The 17,792-nt window shown below is 63.4% G+C and carries 20 protein-coding genes; 16 read left to right on the top strand and 4 right to left on the bottom strand.

The window, feature by feature from the left end:
* Positions 1-372: 372 nt before the first annotated feature.
* From B9Y86_RS17280 to B9Y86_RS01060, 4 genes are all read left to right on the top strand, one after another.
* On the top strand, positions 373-801 hold the full coding sequence (locus B9Y86_RS17280) for a hypothetical protein (protein WP_139824677.1): 429 nt from the start codon (positions 373-375) through the stop codon (positions 799-801).
* An 11-nt stretch (positions 802-812) separates the two neighbouring features.
* The gene (locus B9Y86_RS17885; protein WP_085482123.1) at positions 813-1,388 is read left to right on the top strand and encodes a GNAT family N-acetyltransferase; all 576 of its coding nucleotides are present in this window, start codon (positions 813-815) and stop codon (positions 1,386-1,388) included.
* Between the two features lie 51 nt (positions 1,389-1,439).
* Positions 1,440-2,183 carry a hypothetical protein gene (locus B9Y86_RS01065; protein ID WP_244894574.1) on the top strand — a complete coding sequence of 248 codons (744 nt, stop codon included), beginning with the start codon at positions 1,440-1,442 and terminating at the stop codon, positions 2,181-2,183.
* 236 nt (positions 2,184-2,419) lie between these two features.
* Positions 2,420-2,638: a hypothetical protein gene (locus B9Y86_RS01060; RefSeq protein WP_085482122.1), complete on the top strand. Its 219-nt coding sequence runs from the start codon at positions 2,420-2,422 to the stop codon at positions 2,636-2,638.
* A 137-nt stretch (positions 2,639-2,775) separates the two neighbouring features.
* Here B9Y86_RS01060 and B9Y86_RS01055 read toward each other — a convergent pair whose 3' ends face one another.
* Positions 2,776-3,945, bottom strand: a complete 1,170-nt coding sequence (locus B9Y86_RS01055) for an ABC-2 transporter permease (RefSeq protein ID WP_085482120.1) — start codon at positions 3,943-3,945, stop codon at positions 2,776-2,778.
* Positions 3,946-4,015: 70 nt separating this feature from the next.
* Between B9Y86_RS01055 and B9Y86_RS01050 the strand changes: the two genes are divergently transcribed.
* The gene (locus tag B9Y86_RS01050) at positions 4,016-4,633 is read left to right on the top strand and encodes a TetR/AcrR family transcriptional regulator (protein ID WP_139824676.1); all 618 of its coding nucleotides are present in this window, start codon (positions 4,016-4,018) and stop codon (positions 4,631-4,633) included.
* A 69-nt stretch (positions 4,634-4,702) separates the two neighbouring features.
* Here B9Y86_RS01050 and B9Y86_RS01045 read toward each other — a convergent pair whose 3' ends face one another.
* Positions 4,703-5,368 carry an SDR family NAD(P)-dependent oxidoreductase gene (locus B9Y86_RS01045; RefSeq protein ID WP_085482116.1) on the bottom strand — a complete coding sequence of 222 codons (666 nt, stop codon included), beginning with the start codon at positions 5,366-5,368 and terminating at the stop codon, positions 4,703-4,705.
* A gap of 119 nt (positions 5,369-5,487) precedes the next feature.
* Here B9Y86_RS01045 and B9Y86_RS01040 point away from each other — a divergent pair, with 119 nt between their 5' ends.
* Entirely contained in the window at positions 5,488-6,063 is a 576-nt protein-coding gene (locus B9Y86_RS01040; RefSeq protein WP_085482114.1) for a TetR/AcrR family transcriptional regulator, read from the top strand.
* 63 nt (positions 6,064-6,126) lie between these two features.
* Here the strand turns inward: B9Y86_RS01040 and B9Y86_RS01035 are convergent, their stop codons facing one another.
* Positions 6,127-7,776, bottom strand: coding sequence for an MDR family MFS transporter (locus tag B9Y86_RS01035; RefSeq protein ID WP_085482112.1), 1,650 nt, complete (start codon positions 7,774-7,776; stop codon positions 6,127-6,129).
* Positions 7,777-7,778: 2 nt separating this feature from the next.
* On the bottom strand, positions 7,779-8,420 hold the full coding sequence (locus B9Y86_RS01030; protein ID WP_085482110.1) for a TetR/AcrR family transcriptional regulator: 642 nt from the start codon (positions 8,418-8,420) through the stop codon (positions 7,779-7,781).
* Between the two features lie 38 nt (positions 8,421-8,458).
* Here B9Y86_RS01030 and B9Y86_RS01025 point away from each other — a divergent pair, with 38 nt between their 5' ends.
* From B9Y86_RS01025 to B9Y86_RS00980, 10 genes are all read left to right on the top strand, one after another.
* A complete protein-coding gene (locus tag B9Y86_RS01025) occupies positions 8,459-9,688 on the top strand; it encodes an amidohydrolase family protein (protein WP_342351704.1) in 1,230 nt (409 codons plus the stop codon).
* Between the two features lie 184 nt (positions 9,689-9,872).
* Positions 9,873-11,528, top strand: a complete 1,656-nt coding sequence (locus B9Y86_RS01020) for an ABC-F family ATP-binding cassette domain-containing protein (RefSeq protein ID WP_085482106.1) — start codon at positions 9,873-9,875, stop codon at positions 11,526-11,528.
* A 9-nt stretch (positions 11,529-11,537) separates the two neighbouring features.
* Positions 11,538-12,020: a pantetheine-phosphate adenylyltransferase gene (gene coaD / locus B9Y86_RS01015; RefSeq protein WP_085482104.1), complete on the top strand. Its 483-nt coding sequence runs from the start codon at positions 11,538-11,540 to the stop codon at positions 12,018-12,020.
* 49 nt (positions 12,021-12,069) lie between these two features.
* Positions 12,070-13,071 carry a TIGR03557 family F420-dependent LLM class oxidoreductase gene (locus B9Y86_RS01010; RefSeq protein ID WP_044442178.1) on the top strand — a complete coding sequence of 334 codons (1,002 nt, stop codon included), beginning with the start codon at positions 12,070-12,072 and terminating at the stop codon, positions 13,069-13,071.
* Positions 13,071-13,937 (top strand): coenzyme F420-0:L-glutamate ligase, encoded by an 867-nt coding sequence (locus B9Y86_RS01005; protein ID WP_085482102.1) that lies wholly within the window; start codon positions 13,071-13,073, stop codon positions 13,935-13,937. Before B9Y86_RS01010 ends, B9Y86_RS01005 begins: the two co-directional genes overlap by 1 nt.
* A complete protein-coding gene (cofC, locus tag B9Y86_RS01000) occupies positions 13,934-14,575 on the top strand; it encodes a 2-phospho-L-lactate guanylyltransferase (RefSeq protein WP_085482100.1) in 642 nt (213 codons plus the stop codon). The genes B9Y86_RS01005 and cofC overlap by 4 nt, the downstream gene beginning before the upstream one ends.
* A 44-nt stretch (positions 14,576-14,619) precedes the next feature.
* Entirely contained in the window at positions 14,620-14,934 is a 315-nt protein-coding gene (locus tag B9Y86_RS00995) for a hypothetical protein (protein ID WP_085482098.1), read from the top strand.
* Complete coding sequence (locus tag B9Y86_RS00990) at positions 14,931-15,380, top strand: hypothetical protein (RefSeq protein WP_085482096.1); 450 nt, start codon at positions 14,931-14,933, stop codon at positions 15,378-15,380. Before B9Y86_RS00995 ends, B9Y86_RS00990 begins: the two co-directional genes overlap by 4 nt.
* 78 nt (positions 15,381-15,458) lie before the next feature.
* Positions 15,459-16,076, top strand: a complete 618-nt coding sequence (locus B9Y86_RS00985) for a TetR/AcrR family transcriptional regulator (protein WP_085482094.1) — start codon at positions 15,459-15,461, stop codon at positions 16,074-16,076.
* A 139-nt stretch (positions 16,077-16,215) separates the two neighbouring features.
* Entirely contained in the window at positions 16,216-17,745 is a 1,530-nt protein-coding gene (locus B9Y86_RS00980) for an ABC transporter substrate-binding protein (RefSeq protein ID WP_085482092.1), read from the top strand.
* The last annotated feature ends 47 nt before the right edge of the window (positions 17,746-17,792 follow it).

Here is a 17,792-nt window from a genome sequence, read left to right as displayed (position 1 = left end):
CGATCATCACGCCAATAGGCACCAGGTTTTAACCGAAGCTCAAGCGAAGAAGCCCGCGGTCCAAGACGCAGTGGGGCTCGTCGGATGGAGCCGAGCCACTCTCTACCGTCGCCAGCAAGTCGTCATCGGCCGCGAGAGCGCGCCCGTGTGGCTATACCAGGAACGACGACGCCCTCGAAGCCGCACCCAGCATTCTCGTCGTAGGCAATTAACGCCAGCGAGCGATCACAGAACACCGCCATCTGTCGATCAAGTCCACAGGCCGTGGCGAGCATCCGCGTCAGGTCCAGAATCCGTCCTAGTGCCCGGTGAGGGATCCGCTATCGCGACTATCTCCAAATCGGATCCAGGCGAGCTTGCAACAATGACACCGTGGTGAACTACTCCGGCGTCGGGCCGATCATTGTCCTCCTCGCGACCGTGGTGGTCCCCGCTTTCGCGGTCATCGTGGTCTGGGGCGTGTTATGGATATCTCGCCGCGCTCGTTTCGTCAGCTGGTATTTTGCAATCTGTGCCGGTAGTGCGTCGGTTGCCATCATCCTTGCGGGGGTCCTTGTTCATTTCCTTTGGCCGGTGAGCCCAGACAAGCCGCAACAGCCTCTGTTTGGCGACGATGTCGGCGTGAAGGTTTTTGGAGGATTGGCTCTGATGGCGGGCGGCGTTGCTGCACTCGTCGCGACACTCATTACTTGGGGAGTGTGCGAAGTCGCGAGGATCACTCGCCCGTCAACGAGCGGAGGCGTGCCCTCTGAGGGATCGCCATTCCTTGACCATGGTCGTTCGGATTCAGGGCATCGTTAGCATTGCCGACCATGGAGCCGTTTCCGCTATCGACCACACGCTTCGTCCTCGATCAACCTAGGGCGACTGACGTTGACCGGATCGCGGAATATTGCACTGATACGGCGTTCGAGAAGTTCATGTCGACTCCATGGCCGTACAAACGAGAGCATGCCGATTACTTCGTCCGTGATTTCGTTCCTAGTGGCTGGTCGAGCGGCAGCGAATGGACCTGGGCAATCCGAGAAGGTGCCGGTCAATCTCTACTCGGAGTCGTGGGAGTTCGTCTGAACAGCGGCATGGTGGGCTATTGGCTCGGACGCCCACAATGGGGACGCGGCATCATGACCGAAGCGCTCAGTGCGGCAATTGACGCGGTCTTTGAGCAGACGGAGCGTTCTGAAGTCCTGTGGGAATGCGTAAAGGGCAATGTTGGCTCGCTGAGAGTCGCTCAGAGAGTCGGCTTTCGGTTTAGGGGTGAAGCGCTAGGAATCATTAAGGGGCGAGACGGTTCCGCCGTGAGCTCGTGGACAGGGACGCTAGGTCGAGGTGACGACCGCAACCCTCAAAGCGGATGGCCTACCCGGTCGCTTAATCGTCAGTCCTGATTTAGCGTCAAGAGAGTTGGCCTGTAGTCCAGAGCTGAAGGAGTGACGAACATGGGATCCGCACCGATGCGCTTTACCGGATTCCTCCCGGAGGATGCACCCGACCCTCGTCTTGCGCAAGCCGAGAAAGTCAAGCTCATGCCGGTTCCGGTGCTGGGACTCGTGCCGCAACCGTCTCTCGACGACATCCACATGGAGAGCACCGCGATCTCCAGTGGCGACAGCGGTATGTCGCAGATGTCGGTGAGTATCAACTACACGCTCTGGCGCAATCCGCTCGATCATTCCGACCCCGTGAACCTCGCCGAACTCGACGAATCGACACGCCGGGCCCTCGACGAACCGGCACCGCACCCTCGACCAGCGTGGCTCATCGAGCAGGTAGCTCGCATGCGTTACCCGATGCTGTGGGAAGCGGTGCGAACCTCGTGGCATCGCGAACCTACTGACTTCTCAACACCGTCATATCTTCTCGTCGAGCATGCCAACTACATCCTGATGAATCGATTCCGCACAGAGCTGGGCCTCGGAGACATTCATACCGATCGTTTCGCGGCTCGACTCGCTGAACGCGCCATCAATCCGCGGGCCACTGCGATCGTCGATGGCGTTCAGATGCCAGCGATCGAGATCGATACCGACCCGTTCGTCTACGCAATCGGGGTAGAGCTCGCCCCCGACACCGTGCTCACTGCAGTGGTCCCTCGCGACGAGCTGCAACACGTCCGCATCGAGTTCGTAAGACGTTTATCACCGGTTGGCACCGTCTCCCTTCGCGATGAAGGCTCCCTCTAACCAGCCAACTCGCCTGTGGCCCGCGCTCCTGACTAGAGAGCGTCGCCCGGCAGAGGGTCGATGCGCTCGCATCCACTTCACCATCGGCCTCGTGCTCGGGGTCTTCTTCATCGCCGGTACGGTCGGCACAGCTATCTCGGCATTTCTCCCCCGCGCCTGGTGCGACCTTCCGCCTCGCCGTCGGCGCGCTGGGTGAGGCAGCTCCGGATGCCGAGCGTGGACAAGTCTTCTCGACGATGTACGTCGTCAGCTATATCGCTTTCAGTGTCCCGGCGCTGGTGGCGGGCCTCGCCGTTGAGCGCTTCGGTCTCGAACCCACCGCGGTCGTGTACGGGGCGCTGGACGTCGCTCTGGTTGTGATCGCGATCGTGGCTGGTCTCGTCAGGGCCCGTCGTCAGTCTGCGGGGGTTCCGGATGGCGCCAGCGCCTCCCCGCCACAGCCCGTTTCGCGATAACCGATCAGTGGTTCACCAAGCCACGCCACACTACGCACATGCCCGCAAGACGCCCGGCCAAAGTACGCCTCGAGGTAACCTCTGACCCTCGACCCTGGTCCCTGAATGATCAAATTTGTGCTTTCTCCATTGGGTGCTTAGTTGTGGGTGGTTGCGGAGAGTTCCGCTTGGGGGGTCGGCCATGCGGCGGCGGCGTGAGAGTCGCTGGTTGGGCGTGCGGTGCTTCTCGGTCGGGCCGCAGCGTCTCGTCGGCTTCTGATGAGCATCGCTGTCAGGGTAAGCAAAATGCCCGCAACTGCCCAGATCCCCAGTCGGATGATCGGGGCGGACACGGCGGCACCGTCGAAGTATTGGACGGATCGTAAGAGGTCGAGAGCGTCTCCCTGTGGGAAGACGAAGTAGAGGGCCTGGAAGAAGTCGTTGAGGAGGTGAATGCCGAGAGGGCCACCAGAGGATGTGTTGCCAAGAATTACCAGGGCCAGAGTCATAACCAATGCGGCGATGGTTCCGCCGAGCGCGGCCACGCCGGTGACTGCCCCGCCGATGGCGACGGCGGTCAGCCAGAGAACCGCGAACACGGCAGGGGGATTTATGGTGACTGCGTTTAGGGCGGAGTCGATCCAGAGCGAGATCAATCCGGCAAGAATTCCCGAATAGGCGACGAGAACCACGCTGCGCTCGACAAACTTCGCCGATGTGTCGACCGTTCCAAGGATGCGCCCAAAGATCGTTGCGCCAAGTGCCGCCCCGAGCCCCGCGAAGAGGATTGCATAGAACTCGATGGATCCGACCGGGTCGTTTTTCCCCAACGGCGCAAGATCGGTGGTTTCGCTGGTGGCATTTAGTTTCTCGGCAATCGAGTCACCGATACCAGCGACCGCCTGACTAAGGCCGCGACCCCCACCGCTAGCGACGTATGTGGTGACAACGGCATCGGTCCCGGGGTTTGGCAGAACGATCGCGCCGTCCGCGTCTCGATCGAGGACGGCAGCTTGCGCCTCCGCCGCGGAGCCCACCACGGTGAGCTCGAGGGAATCCTGCCGTTCGAGAGCGACGATTGTGCCTGCATCGCCTGTTACAGCGAGGTGGACGTTGTTCGGAGTTGGATTGCCGAACGCACTCGAATAGCTCATGAGCATCGCCATTGCCAGTAGCAGGATCGCGAGACCGCCAAGGAGGAGGTTCCGATATCGATGCGCGGATCCAGGTCCCTCAGAAGTCAGTGAGCCGCCGGCCACTGCCGCTTCGAACTCCGGGTGCTGCGGAATGCTCTGCTGCTTCAGCGCCGAATCGTTTGTGTGCGTCATGGTTTCCTTCACAAGTGTCAATTAGATGACAAATGTACAACGCGCGGATCGGTCCTGGCAAGATAGACGCATGTCAGAGGAAATGGTGACGGTGGTAGCCGTAGAACATCGCGTCGACCCACGAGTCACCCGGACTCGAGCGGCCCTCATTCGAGCACTGACAGTGCTGGTGTCCGAGTCGCCGAAGGGCGAAACAATCTCGATGAGCGCGGTGGCGGACCAGGCAGGTTTGAGTAGGCAGGCGCTGCACAGCCATTACGGCAACGTCGGTGACCTCGCGACGGACGTTTGGATCAGCCGTCTACTCAGTGACTGGGTTTCGCTCGATGAGGTGGCTGCGAATCTCGATAAAGCCCTCATCGAAGCCGTTCGAGTACGCGGAATCGAGCCGCTACTCGCCGCCGGCCGGGAGGACCGCGAGTTCTTCGATAAGCTTCGCGCGATCCCCCGCGGCGAACGTGTTGCCGAGGTCATTGCAGCGGCGGTCGCCGCGTGGTTGACCGAGTCGAGCCGAGACCAAACCGGATCCAAGATCGCGCTCAATGGCGATGCTCGGGTTTTTGCCATCGGTGGGATGGTGGCGCTCGTGTCCACGTGGCAGATGGCGGACGCCCCGCCGAGCACCCCACAGCAGATTGAAATGCTCCGTGCTTTTGCGGCCGGGGCGGCAGCAGTCACTGCTGGATAAGCACTCCCGGAGCTCCAGCGCCCTGGACCACGTCCCGTCCGGCGCTGAACGCCCCGGACGGGAACGATGTCAGCGGTCGTAAGCGACGTAGTGCAGCTCCGCGTCACGTCGCTCGGCGTGAAGCTTCACATACTCCTTCGCAATGACGGCGGGCTCGGCATCCGGGCGGCCGCCACCGATGAGAGCGGTGATTGCGACGAGTGCGACATAGACTCCCGTATCCGCAAGGGCGCTGTTGAGATTGAGTGTCCAGTTTCGGAGCCCCGCTGCAGCGATGTTGATGTTGCCACGAGCCGGCGTCGGCGCAAGCGAGCCGCCGCCCGTTGTCACGAGGATGGTTCCGGTGTTGCTTTCGATCATGTCCGGCAGCACTGCGCCGACCGCGGTGACAGCGCCGCCCAGATAGAAGTCGATCTGCGGCTGAAGGTTTTCCATAGTCACCTTCAGGGCATCGACGGATTCCAGGGTTCGGTCCGCCGGCGAAAACTCAAGGACATCGATCGGGCCGAGCGTCTCCCGAATCGACTGGAGCGCATTCGTGATCGTGGCCGGCACGCTGACGTCGGCGGTGAAGCCCTGAGCATGGATGCCTTCACCTGCAAGAGTCTGTGCAAGTGCGTCGAGCTTGGACTGGTCGCGGGCGACGAGAGCGACATCGAAGCCCTTCTGCCCGAAGGCCCGCGCGATCTCCAGGCCCAGTCCAGGGCCAGCGCCGATGATAGTAATGAGGGGCATGGTGTCTTCCTCCGTGGCCCACCGCCGAGCCGAGTGTGTTCTGGTGCGGTAAGTTGAGATCGTCCTCAACTCATACCAAGCATATGTTGAGATGCCCCTCACTTTCTACTGGAGTTGTCATGACCGCTACGCCTGGCCTGCGCCGAGACGCACAGGCGAACCTCGAGAAGCTGCGCGTGGCTGCCCTGGCCGTGTTCTCGCGCCGAGGCTTGTCCGCTCCATTGGAGGACATCGCCCGAGAAGCCGGCGTGAGCATCGGGACGCTCTATAACCGCGTCGGGTCCCGCGAGGAGCTCATCGATGCCGTGGTCGACAACCTCGCCGGAGAGAAGCTCAAGGCGCTCAGGGATCGGACATTGGAAGCGGAGACTCCTCGCGCACAGCTGGAAACATTCATCACCGAGATGATCGACCTGCAGCTCAGCGACCCGGCGATGAATGACGCGATGCTGCGCCGCTACCCAGATGCGGTGCTGCTTATCAACGCATGTGAACGGTCTATGGCGCTTGGGGCCGAACTCGTCGAGACAGCCCACGTTGCTGGCGTGTTGTCCGACGAATTCACCCCCGAAGACCTCATGACCGTGCTGTGGATGGCCGGGATGGCCAGTCACGACCCTGCCGCCCCCCACGGCTGGCGTCGCGTTGTTGATCGCAGCGTCTCTGCCGCCTGGACCGACCATCCAAACAGCTGATACTCGGCATACCTCCTGGGTGGAATCGGCGCCGTCATCGTCGAAATCGGCTGCGTCACACCACTAGGACGTTGTGCTCGCAGAACTCTTTCGTACGTCTGCCCTGCGCACCTCCTGTGGAATTGATGAGAGAGCGACGCTGTCTGCACCGTCTATCTCGAGAGTCTTGGGGAGGATATCCCGTTCGATCGTCGTGGCCAGCGGCTTCTCGGTGATGAATAGAAGCAAGACGGCTGCCACGAGAACCATGGGAACCATGTACAAGAACACGGGCGCAAGCGCGTCGTTGTAAGCGCCGACAATCACGTCACGGACCGCAGTGGGCAGGTCTCGCACTAGTGCCGGAGTGAACGAGTTGCTTCCCCCCGCCGCGGTGGCGGCGCCGGCAGGCAGGCGAACTGCGAGTAGATCCGTGAGGTTCGCAACGAAAAGGCTGCCCACTACCGCGGTGCCCAAGCTGGCACCGATCTGTCGGAAGTAGTTGTTTGCCGCGGTTGCGGTGCCCACTTGGGAATTAGGGAACGAGTTCTGCACGATCAGGATGAGGATCTGCATGCTCATACCCAGACCCAGGCCCATGATCGCGAGGTAGGAGCAGAGTACCCAGACCGCCAAGGACGGCGTCATCGTGGACAGAAGGAACAGAGAAACGGCGATGATGACCGTTCCCACGACGGGAAGCCACTTGTAGCGACCGAACTTACTGACGAGCTGACCGGAAACGATCGAACTGACCAGCAGGGCGGCCATCAGGGGAATCATCAGCAAACCTGCCTCTGTCGCGTCCACTCCGGTGACCATCTGCAGGTAGGTGGGGATGTAGGCGATAGCGCCGAACATGGCAATTCCCGTAATCAAGCCGGCGGTCGTGGTCAGGTTGAAGTTGCGATCCTTGAAGAGCTTGAGCGGCATGATCGGCTCGGCGGCGCGACGCTCGACCAGCACGAAAGCGACGCCCGCCACGATGGTCGCGACGAACAGGAAGATGATCACGGCCGAGTCCCAGTCATAAGTCCTCCCGCCCCACGTGGTGACCAGGACCAGGCCGGTCGACGCAACGGCCAAAAGCCCCATCCCGGCGAAGTCGACCTGGGGTCGCCCTGCGGTGTTCTTGGGTAGGTGAAGGAAGACCGCCGCAGAGACGATGGCGAGGATTCCCAGAGGAATGTTGATCCACAGGCCCCACCGCCATCCAGGCCCCTCTGTGAACCAGCCTCCGAGCAGGGGGCCGGCGACGGACGAGATCGCGAACACGCCGCCCATGATCCCCATGTATCGGCCGCGCTCACGGGCGGGGACGACGTCAGCGATGATCGCCTGCGACAGAATCATGAGCCCACCGCCGCCGAGTCCCTGCACGGCTCGACCGACGATGAGCACAGTCATGTCCTGTGCCATGCCGCCGATAATGGAGCCGAGGACGAACAGGCTGATCGCAGCGATGAAAAGGCCTTTCCGACCTATCAAGTCGCTGAGCTTGCCGTAGACCGGCAGCATGATCGTCGAGGCCAGGATGTAGGCCGTGGTTACCCACAGCATGCTGTCGACGCCGTTGAGTTCCCCAACGATCGTCGGTAACGCTGTGGAGAACATGCTCTGATCGAGTGAGGAGAGCAGCATGGTCAAGATGAGGCCGGCGAAGATGAGCAGAATGTTGCGTTTCGAGGTCCCCGACGCGGCGGCGCCTTGCTCGCTGAGAGATGTGTCGGTCATGGTTAGTGTGCCGTGCCCTTCGGTTGTTGAGAGTGATCGTTGGTGATGCGGTGGATGAGTTCGATGGAATTGCTCAGGAGATCCCGTGTGGACGCTCCTGGTTGCGAGCTTGCCCATCGATGTCTCACGTAGCGCAGGACGCCGGCGGTGAGGGCGATGACCATCCGGGCCTCGTCTTCTAGCTCGGGTTGATTGGCGGGGCTTAGTCCTTGGATCTCATAGCGGGTCATGATGATGGCGACGAATTGGTCTTCGGATTCGCTCATGCGAGCCGTTTCTCTGATCAAGAGTTCTGGGGTGCGCATGATGAGCGTCCGTCGATCCTTGAAGAGCGCGGCATCTGGCTCACGCTCTAGGAGCGAGGAGGTGATCATGGTGAGGAAATCGGCAAGGAGATTCGAGCCCGTCGCCCGGGTGAACGCGTCAATATGGTCATTGCTCGGCATAGCCGGCGTGCCGCCGATAATGACCCCCTCCTTCGATCCGAAGTAGTTGAAGAAGGTGCGCTGGGACACCATGCTGGCCTCGCAGATCATGTCTACGGTGACGTTCTCGAAGCCGTGCTCCAGCGCAAGCGAGATTGCGGCACGTTCGATTGTTTCCTGTGTCGCCGCCCGCTTGCGTTCACGCAATCCGCCATTCATGTTCGCCTCCGTTGCTTCAGTGTTTTTGCGACTGTTTTATGCAGTCTATGCATTTATTTAGTCTCTGCACGAATGTTTTCTCCGCAGGAACCTTCCGACGCTCAGTGGGCCGAAGGGGTGTTGCTGGAGTGTCGACACTGACGTACACTCGTCATCTACTGGACAGATGTAAAATAAGAACTGTTCGTTTGTGCGCGACCAAAAAGCGTCGCCGAGAACACCTGGAGGGTGTCACTATGTCGGGCAAAATCGATGTTCACCAGCACCTGCTTCCGCCTCGCTACTTTGAGGCGCTGGCGGCGGCGGGAAGTCTGATGACAGGGAGTGGGGCGCAGGCCGTAGCTGGTGGGTCCGCGCAATGGAATCCGTGGGCTGAGAGCGGTGGGACAGCGGCGCGCCAAGGCCCGCGGACCGTCGGGGGCTGGCAAATGCCTGAGTGGGATCCCCAGTCCGCGATTTCCATGATGGATGCGACGGGTATCGAGACGGGGATACTGTCGATCAGCGCACCTGGTGTTCACTTTGGTGACGATGCCGCTGCCCGCGGTCTCGCCCGCGAGCTGAATGACTACCAGGCCGAGCTGGTCAGGGAACACCCTGACCGCTTCGGACATTTCGCCGTGCTGCCACTGCCAGACTTCGACGGCGCAGTCGCCGAAGCAGTGCGGGCCCTCGACGAGCTCCATGCCGACGGCGTGCTCCTTCTTTCGAACGCGCACGGGCGTTACCTCGGCGATCCCGCGTACGAGCCGCTGTGGACAGAGCTCGCCGCGCGTTCGGCTGTCGTTTTCGTGCATCCCACGGCGCCGCCGATCCAGCAACTGCCGGGAATGCCCACAGCGCTGCTGGACTTCCCATTCGACACAACCCGCACCGCCGTGGACCTCGTCGCGCACGGAGTATTCGACCGGCATCCGGACCTACGCATAATCCTTTCGCACGCCGGCGGTTTCCTGCCCTACGCTGCAGACCGATTCAGTGCTGCCGCAATGTTCAACCCCGGCACCACCCCGGAAAGCATCCAAGCGGGCCTTCGCAAGTTCTACTTCGACACCGCCCTATCTTCCAGCCCCACCTCGCTGCCGTCACTTCTAGCATTCGCGGAGCCGGGCCACATCCTCTACGGCAGCGATTTCCCCTACGCGCACCCAGAATGGACCGCCCGTTTCGACCGCTCCCTGGCCATCTACGACGGCCCCGGCGCGGAACGGCTTGGAGAGGTGAGCCGATCCGCCGCTGAGAGACTCTTCCCCCGCTTGGTCAAATAGCTTCGATAACTCCAGCGGGAGGGAGTGATCACTGAACGCTGCTACAAAGCATCTCCTGCTCTGAGGAGGAGATGCCATCCGTGCGAGTCTTGGAAAATAATCGGTTGTAAGACGCATTCCGTTGGCACTGCCGTGCCCCACCGCCCAACTCGCCTGCGGCCCGCGCTCCTGACACCATGGAGTCATGACCGCAACACTCGTGGCCAAGGGCCTCGCCGGGGGCCACGGCCACCGCACACTCTTTAGTTCTCTCGACCTCACAGTCGCGCCCGGCGACATCGTGGGTGTCGTGGGCGCCAACGGTGCCGGCAAGTCCACGCTGCTGCGCATCCTCGCAGGGCTCGACGCGCCGCTCGAGGGAACGGTCACGCTGGCGCCCGGCGATGCCTTCGTGGGTTGGTTGCCGCAGGAGCACGAGCGGGTCGCTGGCGAAACGGTCGCCGAGTACGTCGGGCGGCGCACCGGCACGACGGTTGCGACGAGCGAGATGGATGCCGCGGCCGCGGCTCTCGGAGACACCGCGGGCGTCGCACCGGGCGAACCCGATCCGGCCGATGTCTACTCGGCTGCGCTGGAACGCTGGCTGGCCAGCGGAGCCGCCGACCTCGACGACCGACTGCCCGTCGTTCTGGCCGAACTCGGGCTGGCGCTGTCGTCCGACGCGCTGATGACATCGCTGTCTGGCGGACAGGCCGCACGGGTCGGCCTCGCCGCCCTGCTGCTCTCACGCTTCGACATCGTGCTGCTCGACGAGCCCACCAACGACCTCGACCTCGACGGGCTCGAGCGGCTCGAAGGCTTCATCCGGGGTCTGCGCGGGGGAGTCGTTCTGGTGAGTCACGACAGGGCCTTTCTCGCGTCGAGCGTCACCCGGGTCGTCGAACTAGACCTGGCTCAGGGCACGAATCGTGTCTACGGAGGCGGCTACGACTCGTTCCTCGAGGAGCGCGAGACGGCCAAGCGGCACGCGCGCGAAGAGTACGACGAGTTCGCCGAGAAGAAGGCTGACCTCGTGGGAAGAGCACGCACCCAGCGCGAGTGGTCGAGTCAGGGTGTGCGTAACGCCATGAAGAAATCCCCCGACAACGACAAGATCAGGCGCAAGGCAGCGGCCGAATCGAGCGAGAAGCAGGCCCAGAAGGTTCGCCAGATGGAGAGCCGCATCGCCCGGCTCGACGAGGTCGAGGAGCCGCGCAAAGAATGGCAGCTGCAGTTCACCATCGGGTCGGCACCTCGGTCTAGCTCGGTGGTGTCGACGCTGTCGGCGGCGGTCGTGCGCCAGGGGGACTTCACGCTCGGGCCCGTCTCGTTGCAGGTCGACGCGGGTGACCGGATCGGTATTACCGGACCCAACGGAGCCGGCAAGTCGACTCTGCTCAGACTGCTACTCGGGCGCACCGAGCCGAACGAAGGAATGGCGAGCCTCGGTGCCAGTGTCGCGATCGGCGAGATCGACCAGGCCAGGGCCGTGCTCGCGGGCTCGGCCACGCTGGCTTCGAGCTTCGAAGCGCAGGTGCCCGAGTGGCCGGTCGCAGAGATCCGCACCCTGCTGGCCAAGTTCGGGCTGAAGGCCGACCACGTGTCGCGCCCGGTCGATGAGCTCTCGCCGGGGGAGCGCACGCGCGCCGGGCTCGCTCTATTGCAGGCGACCGGAGTCAATCTGCTCGTTCTCGACGAACCCACGAACCACCTCGATCTCGTGGCGATCGAGCAGCTCGAGCAGGCTATCGAGTCGTACGACGGCACCCTGCTGCTGGTCACACACGACCGCCGCATGCTCGAGACAGTGCGTCTCAACCGCCAGTGGCAGGTCACTGACGGCACAGTGATCGAACGATAGGGTCGAACCATGAGCAGCGTCGCCGTCGTACCCGGGTCTTTCGACCCTGTCACCCTCGGGCATCTCGATGTCATCTCGCGGGCTGCGGGCCTCTTTGATGAGGTGCACGTTCTGGTGGTGCACAACCCCGCCAAGACCGCCCTTCTGCCTATCTCGCAGCGGGTACGCCTGATCGAGCAGGCCATTCTCGACGAGGGGCTGCCATCGAACATCGTCGTCAACTCGTGGAGCGTCGGCCTGCTCGTCGACTACTGCACTGATGTCGGAGCGCGGGCGCTCGTCAAGGGAATCCGCTCGCAGGTCGACGTGGCCTACGAGACGCCGATGGCCATCGTGAATCGCAATCTGGCCGGAGTCGAGACGGTGTTCCTGCTGCCCGACCCCGCTCACGCGCACGTCTCGAGTTCGCTCGTGCGGCAGGTGTCGTCGCTGGGTGGCGACGTGGCGCCGTATGTGCCGGCCGCCGTCGCAGAATTTCTGAACACGCAATAAGGCGCATCTTCGAAACCTGTTCTTCACACGCGAGTGGGAGGATGGAAGCATGTCTGATCTCTCCATCGGCTATGCCGCCATGCTCGAGCAGTTCCACCCCACCGAGGCCGTCGCTCTGTCGGCACTTGCCGAACAGCACGGCTTCACGGGCGTGATGGCGGCGGATCACTTCCAGCCGTGGGTTCCGCAGCAGGGCCAGAGCGCCTTCGTCTGGGAGGTTCTCGCCGCCCTGGGCGAGCGCACCACCGGAGACTTCGGCCCCGGTGTAACGGCCCCGACGTTCCGCTGGCATCCCGCGATGGTGGCCCAGGCATCCGCAACCCTCGGCGCCATGTACCCGGGCCGGCACTGGCTCGGCCTGGGCTCTGGTGAGGCCCTGAACGAGCACATCGTGGGTGGCTACTGGCCCGAGGCGCCCGAACGCATCAACCGCATGTTCGAGGCCATCGAGATCATCAACAAGCTCTTCACGGCGTCGATCGCCGGAAAAGACGTGAAGCACTCAGGCCAGTTCTACAAGCTCGAGTCGACCAGGCTGTGGACGATGCCGCCTGTCGCGCCAGAGATCCTCGTGGCCACGGCAGGCCCGGTCACGGCGAAGCGTGCAGGCCGCCACGTCGACGGCCTCATCACGGTGGGCGCACCGCTCGCCAAGATCGAGGGCCTCTTCGCCAAGTTCGAAGAGGGAGCGCGCGAGGCGGGCAAAGACCCGTCGACGATGCCGCGCGTGCTGCAGCTGCACATGTCGTGGGCAGAGACCGACGAGATCGCTCTCGTCAACGCCATGACCGAGTGGCCGAACGGCGGCATGAAATTCCCGAAGGGCGACATCCGCTCGCCGTTCGAACTCGAGCAGATGGCCAAGCTCGTGCGCCCCGAAGACTTCGAGGGCCGCCTGGTGATCTCGAGCGACCCCGACGTGCACCGCGCCTATATTCAGAGCTTCATCGACCTGGGCTTCGATCGCGTCTACCTGCACAACGTCGGCCGCAACCAGAAAGAGTGGATCGAGGTCTTCGGTCGCGACGTGCTGCCGAAGCTGCACCGCTAGTGGCCCGATCCCACGCCGCAGAGATCCGGCTGATCGGCGTCGAGGGCATTCCCGAGGTCTCTCCCGGCGATGATCTGGCGGCGCTTATCGAGTCTGCGCTCGGTGCGCAGGAATTGACCCTCGAAGACGGCGACATTCTCGTCGTCACGTCGAAGATCGTCTCCAAGGCAGAGGGGCGAGTGATCGCCGCGACCGACCGTGAAGACGCGATCACCCGTGAGACGGTTCGCCTCGTTGCGTCCCGCGCGCACCCGGGAGGCGTCACGCGCATCGTCGAGAACCGCCAGGGCCTGGTGCAGGCCGCGGCGGGGGTCGACGCGAGCAACACGCCCGACGGCACCGTCCTCCTGCTGCCCGAAGACCCGGATGCCTCGGCGCGGGCCCTGTGCGCGGCCTTGCGTCGGGCATCCGGTGCGCTCATCGGCATCGTCGTGTCTGACACCCTGGGCAGAGCGTGGCGCGAGGGCCAGGTCGATGCGGCCATCGGTGCCGCGGGCGTGATCGTCATTGACGATCTGAGAGGCAGCACCGACACCTTCGGACAGACGCTGTCGGTGACCCAGGCCGCCACGGGCGACGAGCTCGCCTCGGCCACCGATCTGATCAAAGGCAAGGCCACGGGCATGCCGGTGGCTCTCGTGCGCGGACTGACCCGCCTCGTCGTCGAGACGCTCGACACTCCCGCTCGCGCACTGGTGCGACGGCCCGAGGGCGATATGTTCCGGCTGGGCACCGACGAGGCACTTGCCCAGGGCTTCGCCGAAGGCTATGGCCGAGGGTTGGCGGATGCGCGACGCGGCCATCGTGCGAGTGCAAGGCCATCGCGGGTTCGGCTGCGAGCTCGTTCGCGCTGGAGCGCGCGGTGAGCGCCACGGGCGACTGGGTCGTCGTGATGCCCGTCAAGGGCACAGTGGGAGCCAAGAGCCGGCTCCTCGGTGGGCTCGCCGATTCCGAGATTCCCGAGGCGCGTCGCGCCGAGTTCGCGCTGGCCCTCGCGCTCGACGCGGTCGATGCCGTGCGCACGGCCCTGCCGGTCGTGCGGGTGATCGTGGTGACGAGCGCCGAGGTCTCCGAGCGCTTCGAGGCGCTGGGCGCACTCGTTCGCCGCGACCCGGGAACGGGGCTCAACGCGGCCTTCACCCGGGGCATCCGGGCCGCTATGGAACTCAACCCGGGCCGGCCTGTGGCCGCACTGATGAGCGATCTCGCATCGATCAGACCTCGAGATGTGACCGCAGCGCTCGAACTTGCGGCGGCGATTCCGCTCGGCATGCTCACCGACAAAGACGGAACGGGAACGACGCTGCTGACCGCCCTGTCGCCGCGGGGTCTCGTGCCGCGATTCGGGCTGGGCTCCGCCCGGCGGCATCGCGAGGCGGGGCACGTCGAGCTCGACATCGCCCGAGGCGACCGGATGCGCCTCGACATCGACACGGCCGATGACCTGGCGGCGGCCCGCGCTCTGGGCCTGGGGCCGCGTGCGAAAGCGGTACTCGGGCACTAGCGCAATGGCTTCCGTCGACCGCGCCCACCTGACAGGGTCGTGGAATGGAGCCTTCCGAGCAGCTACCAGGCCGCCGAGTCAATCCGTTCGAGGTCGCGTTGTGGGTCTTCGGCGTGCTGGCTATCGCGGCCGCAGTCTGGGGCGCCGGCTGGGCCAACGGCACTCTGTCGCTCGCGAACGGTGGGTACTACTGCGACGCGATGGGCAACTGTGCCGAACGATACGACTACGTTCAGGTGCACACCGTTCTCGGCCTGGCTCCGCCAGTGATGACCGCGGGCCTCCTCTCGATCGTCGTCGCCCTCGCCATCAGAGCGTGGCCAGCCGTGAGGCCCGTGCATGGAAGAGTAGGGCTATGAATCACCGAAATCGTGTGAACCCATTCGAGATCGCGCTCTGGGCTCTGGCCGCCGTCCTCATCGTCGGCGGCGTCGCGGCTCTGGCCTGGTCGGTGAACCGCCTCGGCATGGGTGGCGGGCCGAATAACGAGGGTTTCGCCGTGACTCAGATGATCTTCTCGCTCGCGCCCGTTGCCGTCACCGCGGGCCTCTTCGCCATCGTCGCGGCACTGGCTTTTCGCGCGACACTGCTCGTCGTAGCCAGGCGCGCCGCTGCGCTGGCCCATGAGGCTCGTGTCTCGGAGGCTTCTCAGATGACCACGACAATGGAGACGACCGGGCTCGCGTCCCCGTCTCAATCTGACGGTGCGCCGCAGGAAGCCTCGCTGCCCTTCGAACCACCGAGGTTCAGGCAGCGCCAGCGCGCGATCGACCACTCGGCCTTCAAGAGGCCGGGAACGGAATAGTCGCCTGTCAAGTACCCGACCTTGTGGTCGGTCTGGATATAGGCTGGGCGAGTCGAAGAATCAGAGCGGAGTCGACTCATGGGCGCAAAACTGGGCCAGAACAACGTCAAGGGTGAGCAGACGAAGAACGCCATCCTGACCGCGGCCGAGCAGCTGTTCGCCGAGTCTGGCTATCGAGGCGCGTCGCTGGCGAACATCGCCGAACGGGCAGGTGTGACTCAGTCGGGGCTGCTGCACCACTTCAATTCGAAAGACGAACTCCTGGTAGCGGTGCTCGAGCAGCACAATCGAGACGACGATGCCCTGTTGATCGGCCCGCTGAGCCTGGGCGGGGCTGATGTGATCACGGGGCTTCGCGAGCTGATCGTGCAGAACTCCAAGAACCGAGTGTCTGTCAGGCTTTTCGCCGTGCTTGTCGCCGAAAGCACCTCTGTCGACCATCCGGGCCACGACTACATGAAGGCGCGATACGACAGGCTCCGCAACAGGCTGGTCGGTGCGCTGTCGATCGGCATCCAGCGTGGTGAGATCCGCCCCGACGCCGATCTCGAGGTGCTGTCGTCGGCCTTGATCGCATTGATGGATGGCATCCAGCTGCAGTGGATCTACAACGCGCAGGTCGACATGGGAGCCGCATTCGATCTCGTCGCCCGGGCGCTCGTCGAGTCGATGGCGATGAAACCGGCCGCAGCCTGACCCGCGCTCAAAAGAGCCATCCTTCGGGGTGGCTCTTTTTTTTCGATTGATTTACCGACCGAGTACACGGTATGTTAATCACCGGACGCGGCGATCAGTCTTCGCCAGGCGCCATTTCACTCAACGAAGAGAGACAGACATGAAGAGATCGATTCTCGGGCTCGGGGCGCTTGTCGTCGCAGCGAGTCTTATGCTCGCTGGATGCTCCGCCGGGTCCCCGGCCTCCACCGATGCCGCCGCGTCGACGGGAGGAACGCTTACTCTGGGCGCGACGGTAGACGCCACCTCATGGGACACGGCCGATGCCGAGTTCGGAAACCGGCTGCAGTACATGCAGCCCGTCTACGACTCCCTCCTGCACATCGATTCGAAGCTGGAGATCACGCCGTGGCTCGCGTCGGCTTTCAGCTACAACGATGACAACACCCGTCTCACCCTGACGCTCCGAGACGATGTCACCTTCACCGATGGCGAGGCCTTCAACGCAGACGCAGTGAAGGCGAACCTCGACCACTTCGCCACCGGCACAGGGCAGAACTCGATCACGCTCGCGTCGGTCTCTTCTGTCGAGGTCACCAGCCCGACCGAGGTCGTGCTGGTGCTCAAGGCCCCGGATCCGGCACTTCTGCGCAACCTCGCGCTCGTTTCGGGAATGATGGCGTCGCCGGCGCAACTCTCCACCGGTTCGCTCAAGACGACGCCGGTGGGCAGCGGCCCCTACGTTCTCGACACCGCCGCGACAGTGACGGGCAGTCAGTACACCTACAAGCGCAATGCCGACTATTGGAACGCCGAGGCCTTCCCATACGACAGCATCGTGATCAAGCCTCTCTCAGACCTCACTGCTCGACTCAATGCGCTGAAGGCCGGCGAGATCGATGCCGCGAGCGCCGACGCGAAAAGCATGGCCGAAGCGCAGGCGAGCGGTCTGACCGTCGGCAAGATGCTCGGCGATTGGCAGGGCCTTTTCATCGTCGACCGGGCGGGCGCCAAGGTCCCAGCACTGGCCGATGAGCGAGTGCGTCAGGCGCTGAACTACGCGATCGACGGCGACGCGATCCTTAAGTCGATCCGTCTGGGCGAGGGGGAGTCGACCACGCAGATCTTCAACCCCAGCAGCCAGGCGTACGACAAGTCGCTCGACGATGCCTATCCGTACGACCCGGCAAAGGCCAAGAAGCTTCTCGCCGAGGCAGGCTACGCCGATGGGTTCGATCTCGTGCTCCCCGATCTCGCTGGATTCTCCGATGTGACCACGATCACGGTGCAGTCACTGAAAGACGTCGGCATCCGAGTCACCACCGAGCCCGTCTCTGCTGACCAGACGATCTCACGCCTGATCAGTGGAGAGTTCCCCGTATTCGTCTTCTCCTGGGGGTCTTCCAACTCCTGGCAGGACACGATCAAGCTCCTCACGCCGACGGCCCCGTGGAACATGATGAAGAACCAGGACCCAGAGCTCGACTCCCTGATCGCAGCGGCGCAGAGCTCCACCGGTGCCGACGCCGATGCCGCCTTCCAGAAGCTGAGCGCTTTCGTCGTCGACAAGGCGTGGTTCGCCCCGTGGTACGTGCAGAACAACATCTACCTGAGCTCCGCCAAGACCACGGTCACCATGCAGCCGCAGAACGTCGTTCCGTATATCTGGAACTACGCGCCCGCCAGCTGAGTACCTCGGGTGGCGTCGGATGATCCGGCGCCACCCGCCCCCACCAC

The sequence above is a fragment of the Agreia pratensis genome (genome assembly GCF_900177685.1).
GTDB lineage: Bacteria > Actinomycetota > Actinomycetes > Actinomycetales > Microbacteriaceae > Agreia > Agreia pratensis.
The sequence above is the reverse complement of the archived record's forward strand: the minus strand, read 5'-3'. Positions and strand labels throughout refer to the sequence as shown.

What these genes read in the sequence shown, in the direction of transcription:
- coaD (WP_085482104.1), top strand. Translation starts at nt 11,538, where the DNA reads ATGAGCAGCGTCGCCGTCGTACCCGGGTCTTTCGACCCTGTCACCCTC.
- B9Y86_RS01045 (WP_085482116.1), bottom strand. Translation starts at nt 5,368, where the DNA reads ATGCCCCTCATTACTATCATCGGCGCTGGCCCTGGACTGGGCCTGGAG.
- B9Y86_RS01020 (WP_085482106.1), top strand. Translation starts at nt 9,873, where the DNA reads ATGACCGCAACACTCGTGGCCAAGGGCCTCGCCGGGGGCCACGGCCAC.
- B9Y86_RS01030 (WP_085482110.1), bottom strand. Translation starts at nt 8,420, where the DNA reads ATGAATGGCGGATTGCGTGAACGCAAGCGGGCGGCGACACAGGAAACA.
- B9Y86_RS01025 (WP_342351704.1), top strand. Translation starts at nt 8,459, where the DNA reads ATGCAGTCTATGCATTTATTTAGTCTCTGCACGAATGTTTTCTCCGCA.
- B9Y86_RS00985 (WP_085482094.1), top strand. Translation starts at nt 15,459, where the DNA reads ATGGGCGCAAAACTGGGCCAGAACAACGTCAAGGGTGAGCAGACGAAG.
- B9Y86_RS01010 (WP_044442178.1), top strand. Translation starts at nt 12,070, where the DNA reads ATGTCTGATCTCTCCATCGGCTATGCCGCCATGCTCGAGCAGTTCCAC.
- B9Y86_RS01050 (WP_139824676.1), top strand. Translation starts at nt 4,016, where the DNA reads ATGTCAGAGGAAATGGTGACGGTGGTAGCCGTAGAACATCGCGTCGAC.
- B9Y86_RS00995 (WP_085482098.1), top strand. Translation starts at nt 14,620, where the DNA reads ATGGAGCCTTCCGAGCAGCTACCAGGCCGCCGAGTCAATCCGTTCGAG.
- B9Y86_RS00980 (WP_085482092.1), top strand. Translation starts at nt 16,216, where the DNA reads ATGAAGAGATCGATTCTCGGGCTCGGGGCGCTTGTCGTCGCAGCGAGT.
- B9Y86_RS01035 (WP_085482112.1), bottom strand. Translation starts at nt 7,776, where the DNA reads ATGACCGACACATCTCTCAGCGAGCAAGGCGCCGCCGCGTCGGGGACC.
- B9Y86_RS01055 (WP_085482120.1), bottom strand. Translation starts at nt 3,945, where the DNA reads ATGACGCACACAAACGATTCGGCGCTGAAGCAGCAGAGCATTCCGCAG.
- B9Y86_RS00990 (WP_085482096.1), top strand. Translation starts at nt 14,931, where the DNA reads ATGAATCACCGAAATCGTGTGAACCCATTCGAGATCGCGCTCTGGGCT.
- B9Y86_RS01060 (WP_085482122.1), top strand. Translation starts at nt 2,420, where the DNA reads ATGTACGTCGTCAGCTATATCGCTTTCAGTGTCCCGGCGCTGGTGGCG.
- B9Y86_RS01065 (WP_244894574.1), top strand. Translation starts at nt 1,440, where the DNA reads ATGGGATCCGCACCGATGCGCTTTACCGGATTCCTCCCGGAGGATGCA.
- B9Y86_RS17885 (WP_085482123.1), top strand. Translation starts at nt 813, where the DNA reads ATGGAGCCGTTTCCGCTATCGACCACACGCTTCGTCCTCGATCAACCT.
- B9Y86_RS01040 (WP_085482114.1), top strand. Translation starts at nt 5,488, where the DNA reads ATGACCGCTACGCCTGGCCTGCGCCGAGACGCACAGGCGAACCTCGAG.